Origin of the sequence: Corynebacterium limaceinasi, assembly GCF_046717465.1 — a bacterium.
Classification (GTDB): Bacteria; Actinomycetota; Actinomycetes; order Mycobacteriales; family Mycobacteriaceae; genus Corynebacterium.
The window spans coordinates 964711-979947 of the sequence record NZ_CP177100.1 but is presented as its reverse complement, the minus strand read 5'-3'; the positions used below and the strand labels follow the sequence as shown (position 1 = coordinate 979947).

At 58.9% G+C, this 15237-nt stretch carries 12 protein-coding genes; 5 read left to right on the top strand and 7 right to left on the bottom strand.

Annotation, left to right across the window (positions count from 1 at the left end):
• Positions 1 to 18 precede the first annotated feature (18 nt).
• Both selD and ACLI1Q_RS04880 read left to right on the top strand, forming a co-directional pair.
• The gene (gene selD, locus ACLI1Q_RS04885) at positions 19 to 1008 is read left to right on the top strand and encodes a selenide, water dikinase SelD (RefSeq protein ID WP_284771512.1); all 990 of its coding nucleotides are present in this window, start codon (positions 19 to 21) and stop codon (positions 1006 to 1008) included.
• Between the two features lies 1 nt (position 1009).
• On the top strand, positions 1010 to 1591 hold the full coding sequence (locus ACLI1Q_RS04880; RefSeq protein WP_284771511.1) for a hypothetical protein: 582 nt from the start codon (positions 1010 to 1012) through the stop codon (positions 1589 to 1591).
• Positions 1592 to 1607: 16 nt separating this feature from the next.
• Here ACLI1Q_RS04880 and nrfD read toward each other — a convergent pair whose 3' ends face one another.
• From nrfD to pcp, 4 genes are read right to left on the bottom strand one after another with little or no spacing between them, the layout of a single operon-like run.
• Positions 1608 to 2723: an NrfD/PsrC family molybdoenzyme membrane anchor subunit gene (nrfD, locus tag ACLI1Q_RS04875; RefSeq protein ID WP_411697118.1), complete on the bottom strand. Its 1116-nt coding sequence runs from the start codon at positions 2721 to 2723 to the stop codon at positions 1608 to 1610.
• A complete protein-coding gene (locus tag ACLI1Q_RS04870) occupies positions 2720 to 3778 on the bottom strand; it encodes a 4Fe-4S dicluster domain-containing protein (RefSeq protein WP_284771509.1) in 1059 nt (352 codons plus the stop codon). The genes nrfD and ACLI1Q_RS04870 overlap by 4 nt, the downstream gene beginning before the upstream one ends.
• Positions 3779 to 7054 carry a formate dehydrogenase-N subunit alpha gene (gene fdnG / locus ACLI1Q_RS04865; protein WP_284771508.1) on the bottom strand — a complete coding sequence of 1092 codons (3276 nt, stop codon included), beginning with the start codon at positions 7052 to 7054 and terminating at the stop codon, positions 3779 to 3781.
• 47 nt (positions 7055 to 7101) lie between these two features.
• Positions 7102 to 7698 carry a pyroglutamyl-peptidase I gene (gene pcp, locus ACLI1Q_RS04860; protein ID WP_284771507.1) on the bottom strand — a complete coding sequence of 199 codons (597 nt, stop codon included), beginning with the start codon at positions 7696 to 7698 and terminating at the stop codon, positions 7102 to 7104.
• Positions 7699 to 8203: 505 nt separating this feature from the next.
• Here pcp and ACLI1Q_RS04855 point away from each other — a divergent pair.
• Positions 8204 to 9565, top strand: coding sequence for a dicarboxylate/amino acid:cation symporter (locus ACLI1Q_RS04855; RefSeq protein WP_284771506.1), 1362 nt, complete (start codon positions 8204 to 8206; stop codon positions 9563 to 9565).
• Positions 9566 to 9610: 45 nt separating this feature from the next.
• Here ACLI1Q_RS04855 and ACLI1Q_RS04850 read toward each other — a convergent pair whose 3' ends face one another.
• From ACLI1Q_RS04850 to ychF, 3 genes are all read right to left on the bottom strand, one after another.
• Complete coding sequence (locus ACLI1Q_RS04850) at positions 9611 to 10483, bottom strand: cation diffusion facilitator family transporter (protein WP_284771579.1); 873 nt, start codon at positions 10481 to 10483, stop codon at positions 9611 to 9613.
• A gap of 352 nt (positions 10484 to 10835) precedes the next feature.
• Complete coding sequence (locus tag ACLI1Q_RS04845; RefSeq protein WP_005282146.1) at positions 10836 to 11369, bottom strand: type 1 glutamine amidotransferase domain-containing protein; 534 nt, start codon at positions 11367 to 11369, stop codon at positions 10836 to 10838.
• A gap of 98 nt (positions 11370 to 11467) precedes the next feature.
• Positions 11468 to 12553: a redox-regulated ATPase YchF gene (gene ychF, locus ACLI1Q_RS04840; RefSeq protein WP_284771505.1), complete on the bottom strand. Its 1086-nt coding sequence runs from the start codon at positions 12551 to 12553 to the stop codon at positions 11468 to 11470.
• Positions 12554 to 12582: 29 nt separating this feature from the next.
• Between ychF and ACLI1Q_RS04835 the strand changes: the two genes are divergently transcribed.
• Positions 12583 to 14070: an AI-2E family transporter gene (locus ACLI1Q_RS04835; protein ID WP_411697117.1), complete on the top strand. Its 1488-nt coding sequence runs from the start codon at positions 12583 to 12585 to the stop codon at positions 14068 to 14070.
• Between the two features lie 36 nt (positions 14071 to 14106).
• Positions 14107 to 15177 carry a DNA recombination protein RmuC gene (locus ACLI1Q_RS04830; RefSeq protein WP_411697116.1) on the top strand — a complete coding sequence of 357 codons (1071 nt, stop codon included), beginning with the start codon at positions 14107 to 14109 and terminating at the stop codon, positions 15175 to 15177.
• Positions 15178 to 15237 lie beyond the last annotated feature (60 nt).

The following is a 15237-nucleotide window of genomic DNA, read 5'->3' as shown; positions in this document are numbered from 1 at the left end:
ACGGGTAAAATGACCAGCATGACGGAGCAGATTAATCTAACCTCTTTCGCAGCCGGTGGCGGCTGCGCCTGCAAGATTCCCGCCGGGGAATTGGAATCGGCGGTAGAAGGGCTCATCGGCAAGGCCGATCCCAACGTCTTGGTCGGCCTCGACGATGGCGATGATGCCGCAGCGGTCAAGATCGACAACGGCCTCGCCGTGATTTCTACCGCAGACTTTTTCACCCCCATGGTCAATGATCCCTATACCTGGGGCCAGATCGCCGCGGCCAATGCGCTATCTGATGTCTACGCCATGGGTGGCACCCCCATTACCGCCATCAACCTCGTGGGCTGGCCCAATGAGAAGCTCGGCTTGGACGTCCTGCGCGAGGTGCTGCGCGGCGGCATGGATAAGGCCACCGAGGCGGGCATTTCCATCACCGGCGGCCACTCCATTACCGCCCCAGAGCCCTTGTACGGCATGGCGGCGACGGGCATCGTCGATCCCGATAATCTCATGCGCAACGATGCCGCTGAGGCCGGGCTGCCCATTACGCTGACCAAGCCCATCGGCGTGGGCATTTTGAATAATAAGCACAAGGCCACCGGCGAGGTATCCCAGGCCGCCATCGATTCCATGACCGCGCTCAACCGCCAGGCCGCCCAGGATGCGGTCGCCGCCGGTGCGCGCGCGGCCACCGATGTCACCGGATTCGGGCTGCTCGGCCACCTGTACAAGATGTGCCGCGCCTCCGGGGTGTCGGCCGAGCTGGACTTTTCCGCCGTGCCCACCGTAGACGGTGCCACCGACGCTCTCGCGGAAGGCTTTATCCCAGGCGGTTCGCGCCGCAACCTGGATTGGGTGCGCCCACACCTGCAGCCCTCTTCCCTCTCGGAGGAAGAGCTAGTGCTGCTTGCCGATGCCCAAACCTCCGGCGGCCTCCTCATCATCGGCGAGGTCCCTGGCTACCCGGTCATCGGTCGCACTACGCCGCTTTCTAACGATGCCTACATCACCATTTCCTAAGATGAAACACCGTATTTTTAGCCTGCCCCTTGCCACCCTCGCCCTCGGCGCGGGCCTTGTCGCCTGCGCCGACGAGACCACCAACCGCAGCTGCTCGCCCATCGAATTATCGGAACTGCGCACTTCCCTGCCAGACACCCTCATAGGCGCTAACCAGGATCCCGATTCCACCAGCGAGGAGGATGATTCCTTTTCCGTGCTCTACGGCGGCGATTCGCCGGAAAAGATTAGCGTGCTGGGCACGAAATACGAGTCCGATAATGAGGCCGTATGCCCCGATGACCCAGATGCGGCGGCGGAGCGCTACTTGGAACTGGTCAATGAGGACATCGATAAGCAAAATGCCGCCCAAGGCCGCGCGGGAAATGAGTACAAGCCATTCGATTTCACCGCCGCGGACCGGCATTTTTATTGCTCGGCCTGGGAGGTCGAGGATGCCATCTCGACCACCTGCGTGACCACGGTCCATGACGCGGCGGTGAACTACTACCTCCACCGCGATTCCGAGTCCTTAGAGGCCGAGCAATCGCGCATGCAGGAAATCGGCGAAGAACTCGCCGATTCCTTTGCCAACCTCGACTAAGCCTGGCTCGCCCTCGCTAGCCTGCGCTGAGCACGTCGGTGGCAAGCCCCTGCTCGCGCCGGCGCCGCTCCGCGCGGCGTTTTTGCGGGCCCATCGTGGTGGCCGGGTTCTTGACTGCTTCCAGGCCCGCGTTGAGCACGCCAAAGCGCGTGCACGCGGATCCGGCAAGCAAGGCTAGGCCCGAGGCCACAGACACGGCGCGGGACTTCGTCGCCGCCGCCACCGCGCTGCCCACGCCGCCAGCGGCGATCAGGTATTCCGAGGCGCGCATGAGCTTTCCCGGCGTGCCGTGATGCAATTCCTCGCGGGGCTCCGGCTCCATGTTGTTTTCTAGCACCTTCGTCGCCGCGATATCGCTGGCTGCGGCCGCCATGCCCAAGGCCCGGGCGGGACCGGCGTATTTCACCGGGGTGGTCACCATGGCCAGGCCGGACGCCGCTGCCGAGGCAGAGGATACAAAGACATAGGGCAAGTGCCGCTTCATGTCATTCCATACCGGGTTGGACGTATTAGACAACAATACCGCCGTATATCCGGCCAGCGGGCCACCGAGCACACCGGTGACCACTCCGGCCGGAGTCGCGGCCTTCCCTAGGCTCGCGCGCAGCCACTTCGGCAGCGGCAGCTTCCGCTTGGTCGCGTCATCCACCTCTACCACGGCAGGAATGGCCGCCGCGGTGGAAAAGCCCGCGAGCAGCCACGATCCGAGCGACATCGGCGAGGTCACCTTGAATACGCGGAACATATTTAACGCGCGCTCCGGTCGGCCCAGATCCAAAATCAAAAAGACCGATCCAGCGGCCGCCGCGCCAAAGGCCGCTACCCGCGTGGCCCGGCGCAAGGGCGCGTTGCCCGCGGCCTGTGCACCGGTAGCCAAAAGGCCCGAACCGCCGACAATGCCGCCCAAGAAGAAATACCCACCGATGGGCCACTCCCACGGCGGGGCCTTGACTACCGGCCTGCCGTAATAGGAAGAAAACTCGAAGTCTTCTGCCATCCGCTCCTCTTTGGAGCCATCCTGCGCACCCGCCCCCGGGCGCTTGCGCTTCTTCTTGCGCTTCGGCCCGTCGAAGTTGCGGTAGCGATTCGGCCGCTCCGGCTGCGGTGGCCGGTACTCATCAAAACCGCTCATTTGCGCCCTCCAATCAAAAAGGAACCCGCCACGGCCAGCGCCATCCCGCCGATGGCCTTCGCCGCGGTTTTATACATGCTCGGCAAATCCGCGGTGGGCACACGCGGATCCGGCGGCAAGCCATAGACCTCTGGCGAATCCAGCAATAAGAAGATAGAGCCGGTTCCGCCCACGCCATCGTTATCATTGGCGCCATAGAGCCGCGCCTCCGTCATGCCTTGTTCGTGCAGGACGCGCACGCGCTCCTTCGCCGCGGCCAGCATGTCCTCATAGGTACCGAATTGGATGGAATCGGTAGGACACGTCTTGGAGCACGCCGGCTGCTCGCCCTGTTTCAGGCGGTCATAGCACATGGTGCACTTCTGGGCGACGCCCACATTCTTAATCGGCATTGCCTCACCCGGCGTGTGGTCCGCGCCTTGGGGCTTGCGCTGCTTGAGCTTTTTCAGCACATTAATACCGGCGTGCGAATTATCCTGATAATCCACCGTCGCGGTCTTATCGTATTTCAGCGATACCCCGCCATCATCGCGGCGTTCGATGACGCCGAAGGGGCACCCCGCCACGCAGGTTCCGCAGCCATTGCACACGTCATCTTGGACGACCACAGTGCCAAACTCTGTGCGGAAGAGCGCGCCCGTGGGGCACACGTCCAAACACCCCGCATGCGTGCAGTGCTTGCAGACGTCCGAGGACATCAACCACCGGAACGTATCCGTATCCGGCGGAGTGGTATCGACTTCGTCCGGTGTGCCACCGATGGTAGGCATGCCAAGGGAAATAAGCTGTTTTCCCTCTTCGCGCGCCTTCTCAATGCGGTCATTGTTTTGCTCCACAAAGGCCACGTGCCGCCACGTATTAGCACCTAGCGCGCCGGTGTTGTCATAGGAATCACCGGTGACGTCATATCCTTCTACCGGGTTGCGGTTCCATTCCTTGCACGCGACCTCGCAGGCCTTGCAGCCGATGCACACAGACGTATCGGTGAAAAAGGCCATGCGGCGGTAGGAATCATAGCCGTGCCGGCCCGCGTCCTCGGTCAGTAGATTAGTCATTTACTTACCTTCTTCGCCATTACTCGCCGTATCGCCGTCACTACTTTCCGCCCCAGGCTGGCCATGCTTTTCGGGCTCCGGGTTATAGGTAAACGAGTCCGGAACCGACAACAAATCATTGCCAGAATCCACGCTTAACTGAGCCCGCTCCTGATACTGCTTGAGCAGCTTCAAGCGGCCTTCTCCCCTAGGTCGGCGGCCCGGCTGGATATCGCAGGCGCCGATCTTCGAGTTCTGAATAAACACATTCGGCTCGAGCGTAAGGCCCAAGAGATCGTTAACGCCGTCGCCTGCCACAGCGGTGGTCTCGGACTCGCCGTAGTGGAAGGGCAGGCCAATCTGGTGGAATTCTTCCCCATTGATCTTCAACATCTGCATGCGATCGGTGACCAAGACCTGCGCCTCAATCACACCGCGCGGCGAGATAATCGTCGCCCACTCGCCATTTTCCAGGCCGCGCTTTGCGGCCAAGTCCTTATCCACCTCGCAGAATAGGCCTGGCTGCAGCTCCGCCAAATAAGGCAGGCGGCGCGACATCGCACCCGAGGTATACATCTCTGTTAGGCGGTAAGTAGAAAATACGAACGGGAAAACCTCCGCACCAGGCATACCCGGTTCTGGGCGCTGCAGGTTATCCGGGCGCTTGATGGCCAAGCGCGTCGGCGATTGCTGCTGCTTATACAGCACGTTCGTAACCGGGGACTCCTGCGGCTCATAGTGGGTAGGCAAGGGGCCATCGGAAAGCCCGGAAGGCGCAAAGAGCCAACCGCGACCGTCCGCCTGCATGATGAAAGCGTCCGTGCCATCGAGGGCGTCTGGACCGACGGCATCGGCAGGTGCCTTGTACTCCGGCGACTTCGTCACAGGGAAGTCAGGGACGTCATCGCCTACCCACTTGCCCTGGGCCTCGTCCCACCACACGTACTTCTTGCGCTCGGACCACGGGGTGCCATCCGGCTTGGCCGAAGCGCGGTTATACAAAATGCGGCGGTTAGCAGGCCAAACCCAGCCCCACTCGGGCGCGACCTCGTTCTGCTCCGACCCCGGGACCTTGCGCGCGGACTGGTTAACGCCATCCTTGTACACGCCGGTGTAGATCCAGCAGCCGCCGGAAGTCGTGCCGTCATTCTTCATCTCCACGAAGGTGGGCAAAAGCTGGCCCTTCTTGGGACCATCCAAGTAGTAGCCGTTGATCTCTTTGAGGACGTCCTCAGAGTTCGGCTCGCCTTCCTCATTTTCCGCATAATCCCACGTCACCTTCTGGAGCGGGAGATCGCGCGGATCAGTGGAATCGCGCAGGCGTTCCTTGAGCTTCTTACCCAGCTGGTAGAAGAACCACAGCTCGCTCTTGGCATCGCCTGGCGGCGGTGCCGCTTGGAAACGCCACTGCAGCATGCGCTGCGTCTGGGTAAAGGTACCAGCCTTTTCCACGTGGGTGGCAGCGGGCATCAAGAAGACCTCGGTTTCGATGTCTTCCGTCTTCAGCTCGCCGTTTTTAATCTCCGGCGCGTCCTTCCAGAACGATGCGGTTTCGATTTCCTGGAAATCGCGCACGACCAGCCACTTCAGCGATGCCAAACCGCGGCGCTGCATGCCACCATTGGACTGCGCCACCGCCGGGTTCTGCCCGAAGACGAAGTAGCCATCTACCTGACCATTGAGCATGGCCTGCAGGGTTTCATAGGTAGAATGCGCGCCGAAAATGCGCGGCATGAGGTCATAGCCCCAGTTATTTTCCTTGGTCGCCGCATCTCCCCAGTAGGACTTCATCAAGGACACGGCGTAATTCTCGCCAATCTGCCAGAAGCCCTTTTGGGACTCATCCCGGATCTCATCCACAAATTCCGGCCACGTCTGCTTTTCCACGCTCGGCATGGGCAGGTAGCCAGGCAGGGAGTGGAAGAGCGTCGGAATATCGGTGGAGCCCTGAATGGAGGCGTGCCCGCGCAGGGCCATGATTCCCGAGCCCGGGCGACCCACATTGCCCATCAAAAGCTGCAGGATCGCAGCGGTGCGGATGAATTGCGCGCCCAAGGTGTGTTGGGTAAAGCCCAAGGCATAGGCGAAACACGTGGTGTGTTCCGGATCGGAATTCTGCGCAATGGAATCCGCCAGGTAGAAGAAGTCTTCCTGGGCGATGCCGCAGGTTTCTTCTACCAGCTCAGAGGTATAGCGCGCATAGTGGCGCTTGAGAATCTGGAAGACTGAATTCGGGTGCTCCAGAGTGTCATCGCGCTCGACATTCCAGGAGGAACCTTCCGGCTTTTGCACGTACTGCCACGAATCGGTCACGTACGTGCCGGTTTCTGGGTCATATCCAGAAAACAGTCCGTCCAGTTCCTCGGTGTCCTGGTAGTCCTCCGAGATAATCATCGGCGCATTGGTATATGCAACGACATAGTCGCGGAAGTACAGCTCATTTTGGAGCATATGGTTGATAACCGCGCCTAGCAGCACCACGTCGGTACCTCCGCGAATGCCAATGTGACGGTTGGAGAACGCAGAGGTACGCGTATAACGCGGGTCCACGTGAATAATGCGGGCACCACGCTTTTTGGCTTCTACGACCCACTGGAATCCCACTGGGTGGCACTCGGCCATATTCGAGCCCTCGATGACGATGCAATCAGCATTCGCCATATCCTGCAGCGGTTGGGTTGCGCCGCCGCGGCCAAACGAAGTTCCTAAACTAGGAACTGTGGCGGAGTGTCATATGCGCGCCTGGTTTTCGAGCTGCACCGCACCGGCAGCGGTAAAAAGCTTCTTAATGAGGTAGTTTTCCTCATTATCCAAGGTCGCGCCACCAAGTCCAGCGACACCCATCGTGCGGTTTAGAGTCCGCCCCGAGTCATCGGTGTCTTGCCAGCCCTTCCGGCGCGCCTCCAAGAAGCGATCCGCGATCATGTCCATCGCGGTGTCTTCATCCAGCTCCTGCCACTCGGTGGAGTGCGGTGCGCGGTACTTAATCTTGGTCAATCGCGTTGCGGAATTGACCAACTGCTCCGATGCCGAGCCCTTGGGGCACAAACGCCCGCGCGAAATCGGCGAATCCGGATCGCCCTCAATCTGGATGACTCGGTTATCTTTGACGTATACGCGCTGGGCGCAACCAACCGCGCAATATGGGCACACGGATTGCACCACGCGGTCAGCTTCTACCGTGCGCCCGTGCTTTTCCTTACTCTTGGTTGATTGCGTATTGATATCCCTGCCAAAGGGATCGCCGCTACGCAGCTGGCGCACAACCGGCCAGTTGAGAGGACTTAAGCGAGACATGACTTTAAATCTATATTTGGGCGGAAAATTTCTCTAGCAAGGTGACCCTAAGCGTTTTTCGCCACTGCGCCAATCGCGCGCTCCACGCCCTGAACGACCTCCGTAAGCTCCAGCATCGGGCTGTGTTCTTTAGCCTGTTCCTTAATAAACGGCACGTGGATAAAGCCTACCTTTACCTGCATATCTTTGAAATGGTGCAACAGGCCGTAGAGCAGATGGTTGCAGACGAATGTTCCCGCGGTAGTCGAGACCCGTGCCGGAATCTCCGCCTCCTGAATCGCTGTGACCATTGCCTTAACCGGCAGGGTAGAAAAGTACGCGGCAGGGCCACCTTCAACCACTGACTCATCGCTGGGCTGGTTACCAGCATTATCCGGAATGGAGGCATCCGCCAAGTTGATACCTACTCGTTCCGGAGTGATATGGCCGCGCCCAGCGGCTTGCCCCAGGCAGACCACCGCGTCCACGTCTTCTTCCTCGGCCACAGCAATCGCCTGCTTCAGTGCTTCACCGAACACTGTTGGCACAGGGTGCTTAATAATCTGCGCTCCGCCAATTTCGTCCGGCAGCTTATCCAGCGCGCGTTCCGTAGGGTTAATTTCTTCGCCACCAAAGGCATCAAAAGCAGTTACCAGAATCTTCATCGTTCCAGTATGGCAGCTGACGGTGCCCCGCTGCATTGATTCAGCGCTGTTCTCTTAGTTTCCTCGTGGTGCACCACCGACCTTCGCGCTCACGGGCGGCGGTCTTTAACGGGGCACCGTGCTCGCGGTGAGCGCGAAGGTGAAGTGAACGAATTCGAGCGGGCGAACAGTGTGTTCAATCGAAACCTTATGAATCGCCCCGCCGCCCTTCGCGCTCACGGGGAAGCGCTCAATCGGGCCATCCGACTTTCGCGGTGAGCGCGAAGGGCGGGTCTGCAGGATGAGGGAATAAAAGGCGGGGATGGAGGTCGCGGCTGAAGGCGAAAGCGAGAGTAGGTACTGAACTGCTTTGTCTGCAAAGCGGTCTTTGCGATTCCCCTGCTGCAAACGAGACCCTTTTTCTTTGCGGTTTGACGTGTGGAATAAAGTGAAACTAGTTGAAGTTGAACAGAACCGTACTCAACAAATAGTCAGACCTGTTCAGTTGATTTCTAAAGGACGTTCTATGACACAAAAAGTTTCCTCTCGCCCCAAGCTGCCTAGCTGGGCAACGGGGTTTGGCGCGCAAGTCATTGCGGGCCTTATCATCGGCCTTATCCTGGGACTGATTGCATCTGGAATGGATACCGATCCAGATAATCCAGGGTGGCTGACCAGCCTGCTCAGCGGAGTTGGTGGCGCCTATGTCCAACTATTGAAGGTCATGGTTCCGCCGCTCATCTTCGCCGCGGTAGTCACCTCGGTGGCCAACCTGCGCAAGGTTGCCAATGCAGCGTCACTGGCCATTTCTACGTTGGTGTGGTTCGCCATTACGGCGTTCTTCTCCGTCCTTGTGGGCATCGTCGTGGCATTAGTCTTGAAGCCCGGTGCTGGCACGAGCGTCGATGCATCCACTGCGGGGGATCCGTCTAGCGTTGGTTCGTGGACTGCCTTCTTCGAGCAGCTGCTCCCTCAAAACTTCATCGGGCTTACGGCCTCTGCTAGCGATGGCGAAGTTACCCTCAATTTCGGTGCGCTTCAGCTGCTGGTTATTTCCTTGGCCATTGGCATCGCCGCCGTACAGACCGGTAAGGCTGCCGATCCCTTCCTGCACTTTACGGAGTCCTTCCTCAAGGTCATCCAGAAGGTCCTGTGGTGGATTATCCGCCTGGCACCGATTGGTACCGCAGCGCTTATCGGTAAGGCCGTTGCTACCTACGGTTGGGACGCACTTGGCTCGCTGGGCAAGTTCGTCTTGGCAATGTATGTGGGTCTAGCCATCGTCTTCGCCGTGGTCTACCCTGCAGTGCTGAAGTTCAACAATATTCCGGTCAAGGGCTTCTACAAGCGCATCTGGCCGGTAACGTCCTTGGGCTTTGTCACCCGTTCTTCCATGGGTGTTATGCCCGCAACGCAACGCTTTAGCGAACGTGCCTTGGGCGTTCCCACCGAGTATGCGTCCTTTGCAGTGCCACTCGGCGCTACCACGAAGATGGATGGCTGCGCCTCCGTCTACCCCGCTGTTGCTGCGATCTTCGTCGCGCAATTCTACGGCGTAGACCTGGACTTCACGCAGTACCTACTCATCATCTTCGTCTCCGTCATTGGTTCCGCGGCTACCGCGGGTACCACTGGCGCGACGGTTATGCTCACGCTGACCCTGTCCACGCTGGGACTGCCGCTGGCTGGCGTCGGTTTGCTGCTGGCCGTTGAACCCATCATTGACATGGGCCGTACGGCGCTGAACGTCACGGGTCAGGCATTGTGCGCGACGGTCGTCGCCAAGCGCGCAGGCATCCAAAACCAAGAGGTGTGGGATGAAGCCGAAAACGGCGTCAAGCACATCATGGAGGAAGACTCCGACGAGGAAGTAAGCGTCAAGGCTTAATAAAACGCGAATAAAGGCCCCGGGCAGTACGCCTTGGACCTTTATTTATTGCCGGAATGGAAGTGGGCGGCGATGTGCAACGCCGGCCGGCTCCACGTGAATAAACACACTGCATCCGGGGAAAAGCTGGTCAAGGGCGACTTCGACGTCATCGGCAATCTCGTGCGAGTATAAAACGCTCCAGTTCGCCGGCACCTCCATGGTCAGGTAGACCATTCTTTGCCTGCCAGAGGCTACCGTGCGCCGGTCCGTGAAGGTCACGGACTTTTCTTTTTCCAGTTCAGCTAAAAGATCCCAAATTTGATCTTGCTCTTCTTGCGGAAGGGCCTCAGAAAGCAGGCTGCTGACAGAATCGCGCAAAATCTTAAATCCAGTCCACAAGATATTGATGCCAACGGCCAAGGCCACAAGCGCATCGAGCCACAACCAGCCCGTGAGATACACCGCAGCCATGCCCGCGAGGACGCCGGCGGAGGTCCACACATCCGTAATCAGGTGATGCCCATCCGCATTTAGCGTCGCAGACCGGTAGCGCTTACCCGCCTTGATCAAGGCTAGACCGACGCCCAGATTGAACAACGAGGACAAGAGCGACAGCGCTAAACCCCAACCGCCTTCTTCAACGGGCTGGGGAGTAAAAAGGCGTTGGACCGCGGTGTAGATGATGGCCCCTGCTGCGAGGAAGATCATCGCCCCTTCTACCAACGCGGAAATATACTCCGCCTTGCCGTGGCCAAAGTGGTGATTATCATCGGCAGGCTTAGCGGCAATGCGCAAAGCGCAATAGCCAGCGATGGCTGCCACGAGGTTCACGAGGGATTCGAGGGCATCAGAGAAGAAACCAACCGAGCCCGTCAGCCACGCCGCCAAGGATTTCAGGACAATTGTCGCCACCGCCGCGGCGATGGACAACATCATAAAGCGCTCTAAAATACGCTGCTCAGTACTTAAAGAAGACAAGGTCCACTACTCTCCCTTCGGCAACCAGAATCAGTCCGAAGGTCTCGTTCGCATCGATGCATCGATGCTGAGTGGCCGGGCTATTAAGCCAGTGTGTCGACCAGTCATCGCGGCGCGGGTGGGCACCGTAGGAACTACTCCCCTTCTGGGTTCATAGGTTAGCAGACGGCGAGAATCCTTAAACATTCAACCAAATCCTTGATCCGCCCTAGCGAGTTCAAAAATGCCGCTATAGACGAAAAATCTCCCTACGAACCAGGAGGTTTCTCACCATCTGGCGCGTAGGGAGTAATGAAGGCTCTAGCCTAATTTAGTGCTGGCCCTCGGCGAACTCTTCAACCAACTTCGCGTTGAATGCAGGCAGGTCATCCGGGGTACGGGAGGAGACCAAGCCCTGATCGCAGTGGACCTCTTCATCAACCCAGGTAGCACCTGCGTTGCGGAGATCGGTCTGCAGGGACGGGAAGGACGTCAAGGTGCGACCCTTGAGGGCCTCTGCATCGGCTAGAATCCAACCGCCGTGGCAGATGGCGCCCAAGGGGCGGTCCTCGCCCATGTGCTTGCGCACGATGCTAACGGCTGCCTCATCCAGGCGGATGAGGTCAGCGTTATTGGTGCCGCCAGGCAAGATGATGCCGTCGAAGGTCTCACCCTCGGAGTCCTTGGTCGTAGCATCAACGTTAATCTCGGTACCGTTCTTGCCCGTAATGGTGCCAGCCTTAGGCGCCAGAACCTTCACGGTAGCGCCGGCCTTCTGCACAGCCTCTAGCGGAGAGGTCAGCTCGGAGTCTTCAAAGTCATTCGTAGCAATGATTGCGATCGTCTTGTTTTCTAGCTCAGCCATTATTATGATCTCCTTATTGTTGTTGGGTACGCAAATAGGATAACTCTACATTCGCGCGCTCGCCACGTTTACTTTCGCAACCTGCAACAAGCTAGGATTTAGCCACCGATCTTGAAGTCACACACGTCGCCATCGTGCATGATGTAGTCCTTGCCTTCTTGACGGACCTTGCCGTTGGCGCGCGCCTCGGCCATGGAGCCGGCGGCAACGAGATCGTCGAAGGAGACGATTTCAGCCTTGATGAACTTCTTTTCAAAGTCGGTGTGGATAACTCCAGCGGCCTGGGGTGCGGCAGCGCCTTGCTTAATGGTCCACGCGCGGGCTTCCTTTTCACCAGCGGTGAGGTAGGTCTGCAGGCCCAAGGTGGAGAATCCGGCCTTGGCCAGGGTAGCCAAGCCGGGCTCTTCTTGGCCTACTGCCTCGAGCAACTCGCTTGCCTCGTCCTCATCCAGCTCCAAGAGCTCAGACTCGGTCTGTGCATCGAGGAAGACGCAATCTGCTGGGGCGACGAGCTGGCGCAGCTCTTCCTTCTTGGCGGCATCGGTAAGCACAGCCTCATCCGAGTTAAAGACATAGAGGAAGGGCTTAGCCGTCATCAGGTGCAGCTCGCGCACGAGGGAAAGATCAATCTCGCCGGTCTTGGCGGCGGCGAAGAGGGTGCGGTCATCCTCTAGGATTTCCTGCGCCTTCTTGGTGGCCTCCACCACAGGCGCCAAGTCCTTATTCTTCCGGGCATCCTTTTCTAGGCGCGGCAGGGCCTTCTCGATGGTCTGCAGATCCGCCAGAATCAGCTCTGTATTAATAACGGAAATGTCATTGCCGGGATCTACCTGGCCATCGACGTGGATGACATTGTCATCAGAAAAGGCGCGGACCACCTGGCAGATAGCGTCGGCCTCGCGGATATTGGCTAGGAAGGCGTTTCCCATACCCTCGCCCTGCGAGGCACCTGCGACGATGCCGGCAATATCCACGAAGGACACGGTTGCCGGCAAGATGCGCTCGGAGTTGAACATCTTAGCGAGGGTGTCCAAACGGGGATCCGGCAGCTCCACCAAGCCGACGTTGGGCTCGATGGTGGCGAATGGGTAATTAGCCGCCAAGATTTCGGAACGGGTCAGGGCATTAAACAAAGTGGACTTGCCCACATTGGGCAAGCCGACGATTCCTAGTGTAAGACTCACGGGGCTAATCCTAACGCACCTACCGCGTTATGAGGCAAGATGGTGGGGTGAGTTCTGATAAGCAACCAACACCCGAAAAGCCGCAGGCGAGCCCGGGCGATAAGATGGACGGTGACTTCGACACCAGCCAATTGGACGACGTATCGCCACATCCCCCGGGCAATCAGGTCGATCGCTCCGTCATTGCGGGCGAAATGGTGAAATCGACCTCCCTGTGGGCCGTGCGCCTGCTGATAATCGGCGTTTTCCTTTTTGCTGTATATCAGGTCCTGGGTAGCTTCTGGCAAGGCATCCTTCCAGTGCTCTTGGCTCTTATTATCTGTACAGTGCTTAACCCCATGGCGCGTTGGATGCGAACAAAGGGACTACCCGCGGGCCTGGCAGCGATTGTGACAATCCTGCTCTCTTCAGCCGCCGTCGGTGGGCTCATCGCCTCGGTGGCGCCGGACTTCATGCGGCAATCCCAGTCGCTCTACCTACAAACGGTCTCCGGCATCCAGCAGCTCCAGGTTTGGGCCCAGGGCCCACCCTTGAACCTCGATAGCGACGATATGAGCACCTATATCGACGAGGCCGCAGGCTGGTTGCAGGAGCGTGCGGGCGTTATCGCCGGGTCTGTATTTACGGGTATCGGCAATGCCACCTCATTTTTCGTCACGGTGTTCATTGTCTTGGTGCTCACCTTCTTCTTCCTCAAGGACGGCACCAAATTCCTGCCGTGGCTGCGCGATGCCACAGGCCGGCGCGCCGGCTGGCACCTCACGGAATTGCTCACGCGCGCCTGGAATACCCTGGGCGGATTCATTCGGGCGCAGGCGGTGGTCTCGCTTATCGATGCCATCTTTATCGGCCTCGGCCTCGTGCTTATCGGCGTGCCCTTGGCGATGGTCCTGGCGATCATTACCTTCATCGCCGGCTTCATCCCGTTCGTCGGCGCCATTGTCTCTGGCGCGCTCGCAGTGGTTATCGCCTTGGTATCTTTGGGCTTTACCCAAGCACTGTTGGTCTTGGGCCTCGTTATTTTGGTCCAGCAGCTTGAAGGCAATGTACTCTCGCCGTGGCTGCAGGCAAAGGCCATGAACCTGCACCCAGTTATTGTTTTGGTCTCCGTCATCGTCGGCTCCGCGCTCTTTGGACTCATCGGTGGATTCCTGGCCGTGCCGACCGCCGCCATGATCGCGGTTGCCTATCGCTACGTGCAGGACATGATGAAGCTGCAGTCCGGGGAAAAACACTCCTCCGAGCTCAATTACTCCACCGTCGCGGGCTATCTCATCGGCCGCTATACCGAAGAGCAGGCGCAATACAAGCGCGAGCAGTGGCGCAAGGTTCCAGAACACGCCAACCCCGATATCGCAGGCGCCGATGCCGCATCCGATGGCGCGTCTAACACCCTGGATGATTCCGTCGACGTCGATTCCACCCCGGACGACTATGACGATCCGAGCATGCGCTCCAACCTGCGCCGCGCGCGGGATGCCTTCGAAAATCTTTTGAACGGAGATTCGAATAAATAGTGTGCCATGTCGGCAGCACGTGTCATAGTGGATTCCATGACATCCACTTTGCCTGTGCTGCTGCTGTTCATCGGTCTCCTATTGGGCGCCGTGCTGGGTTGGTTGGCCCACTCCCATTCCGTGTCCCGCTCCGCGCCGAGCGAGGAGCACCGGGCGCTGCAGGAATCGCAGCGCCGCCAGGCCGAGCTGCAACCGCTAGAAAAGGCCATGGATAGGCTCGGATTCCAGCTACAAGAACTGGAAGAAGACCGCACCGCCCACTTAGCCTCCCTGTCCAGCCAAGTGCAGGCGGTGACCCACACCTCGTCCCGGCTAACAGAGCGCACGGATCAGCTCGTTACGGCTCTCCGCTCGCCCAATGTGCGCGGGCGGTGGGGCGAGATCCAGCTAGAGCGCGTCGTCGAACTCGGCGGCATGAGACGGCACGTGGACTTCGATTCCCAAGTCTCTGCCCCCTTAAATGGCCGCATCGTGCGCCCAGATATGCTCATCAACTTGGCCGGTGGCAGGCATATCATCGTCGATGCCAAGGTTCCGTTCTCTTCATACCTCGATGCGCTAGAAACCGACGATCCAGAAGAACACGCCGGCTACCTGCGCCGCCACGCGCATCAGCTGCGCAGTCACATCCAGGCGCTATCCCACAAAGACTATATTGAGGCCTTCCAACCCACCCCGGAATTCGTGGTGCTCTTCGTACCCGCGGATCCTTTCCTCGATGCTGCGTTATCGGTCGATCCTGAGCTCATCGAGTTCGGTTTTGAACGCAACGTCGTCATCGCGACCCCGAGCTCACTCTTCGCGCTCTTGCGCACGGTAGCTATGGGGTGGCACCAGGAAGATATTTCCGCCAAGGCAAAAGAAGTCCAACGCTTGGGACGTGAGCTCTATTCGCGTCTCAATACCCTTTCGGAGCACTATGGCAAGGTGGGCCAAGGACTCGAAAAGGCAGTAGAAGCCTATAATTCCACGCTCTCCTCGCTTGATTCGCGCGTGGGCGTGACCGCCCGCAAGCTGCACGAAATGGAGATTCCCGGCCGTACGAACAGAGCGCCGCGCGAGCCCTCCCCCATTGATACGTGGCCGCGCGGGACAAATTCTTCTTAAAATCTAGGCAGTTTTACTGCGTGGATATAGCCATTGGCCCGCGCCAGACGGTAGGATTTT

Coding starts and splice junctions, on each gene's coding strand:
- ACLI1Q_RS04880 (WP_284771511.1), top strand. CDS start 1,010: ATGAAACACCGTATTTTTAGCCTGCCCCTTGCCACCCTCGCCCTCGGC.
- selD (WP_284771512.1), top strand. CDS start 19: ATGACGGAGCAGATTAATCTAACCTCTTTCGCAGCCGGTGGCGGCTGC.
- ACLI1Q_RS04835 (WP_411697117.1), top strand. CDS start 12,583: ATGAGGCAAGATGGTGGGGTGAGTTCTGATAAGCAACCAACACCCGAA.
- ACLI1Q_RS04830 (WP_411697116.1), top strand. CDS start 14,107: ATGACATCCACTTTGCCTGTGCTGCTGCTGTTCATCGGTCTCCTATTG.
- ACLI1Q_RS04845 (WP_005282146.1), bottom strand. CDS start 11,369: ATGGCTGAGCTAGAAAACAAGACGATCGCAATCATTGCTACGAATGAC.
- ACLI1Q_RS04855 (WP_284771506.1), top strand. CDS start 8,204: ATGACACAAAAAGTTTCCTCTCGCCCCAAGCTGCCTAGCTGGGCAACG.
- nrfD (WP_411697118.1), bottom strand. CDS start 2,723: ATGAGCGGTTTTGATGAGTACCGGCCACCGCAGCCGGAGCGGCCGAAT.
- ACLI1Q_RS04870 (WP_284771509.1), bottom strand. CDS start 3,778: ATGACTAATCTACTGACCGAGGACGCGGGCCGGCACGGCTATGATTCC.
- pcp (WP_284771507.1), bottom strand. CDS start 7,698: ATGAAGATTCTGGTAACTGCTTTTGATGCCTTTGGTGGCGAAGAAATT.
- ACLI1Q_RS04850 (WP_284771579.1), bottom strand. CDS start 10,483: ATGATGTTGTCCATCGCCGCGGCGGTGGCGACAATTGTCCTGAAATCC.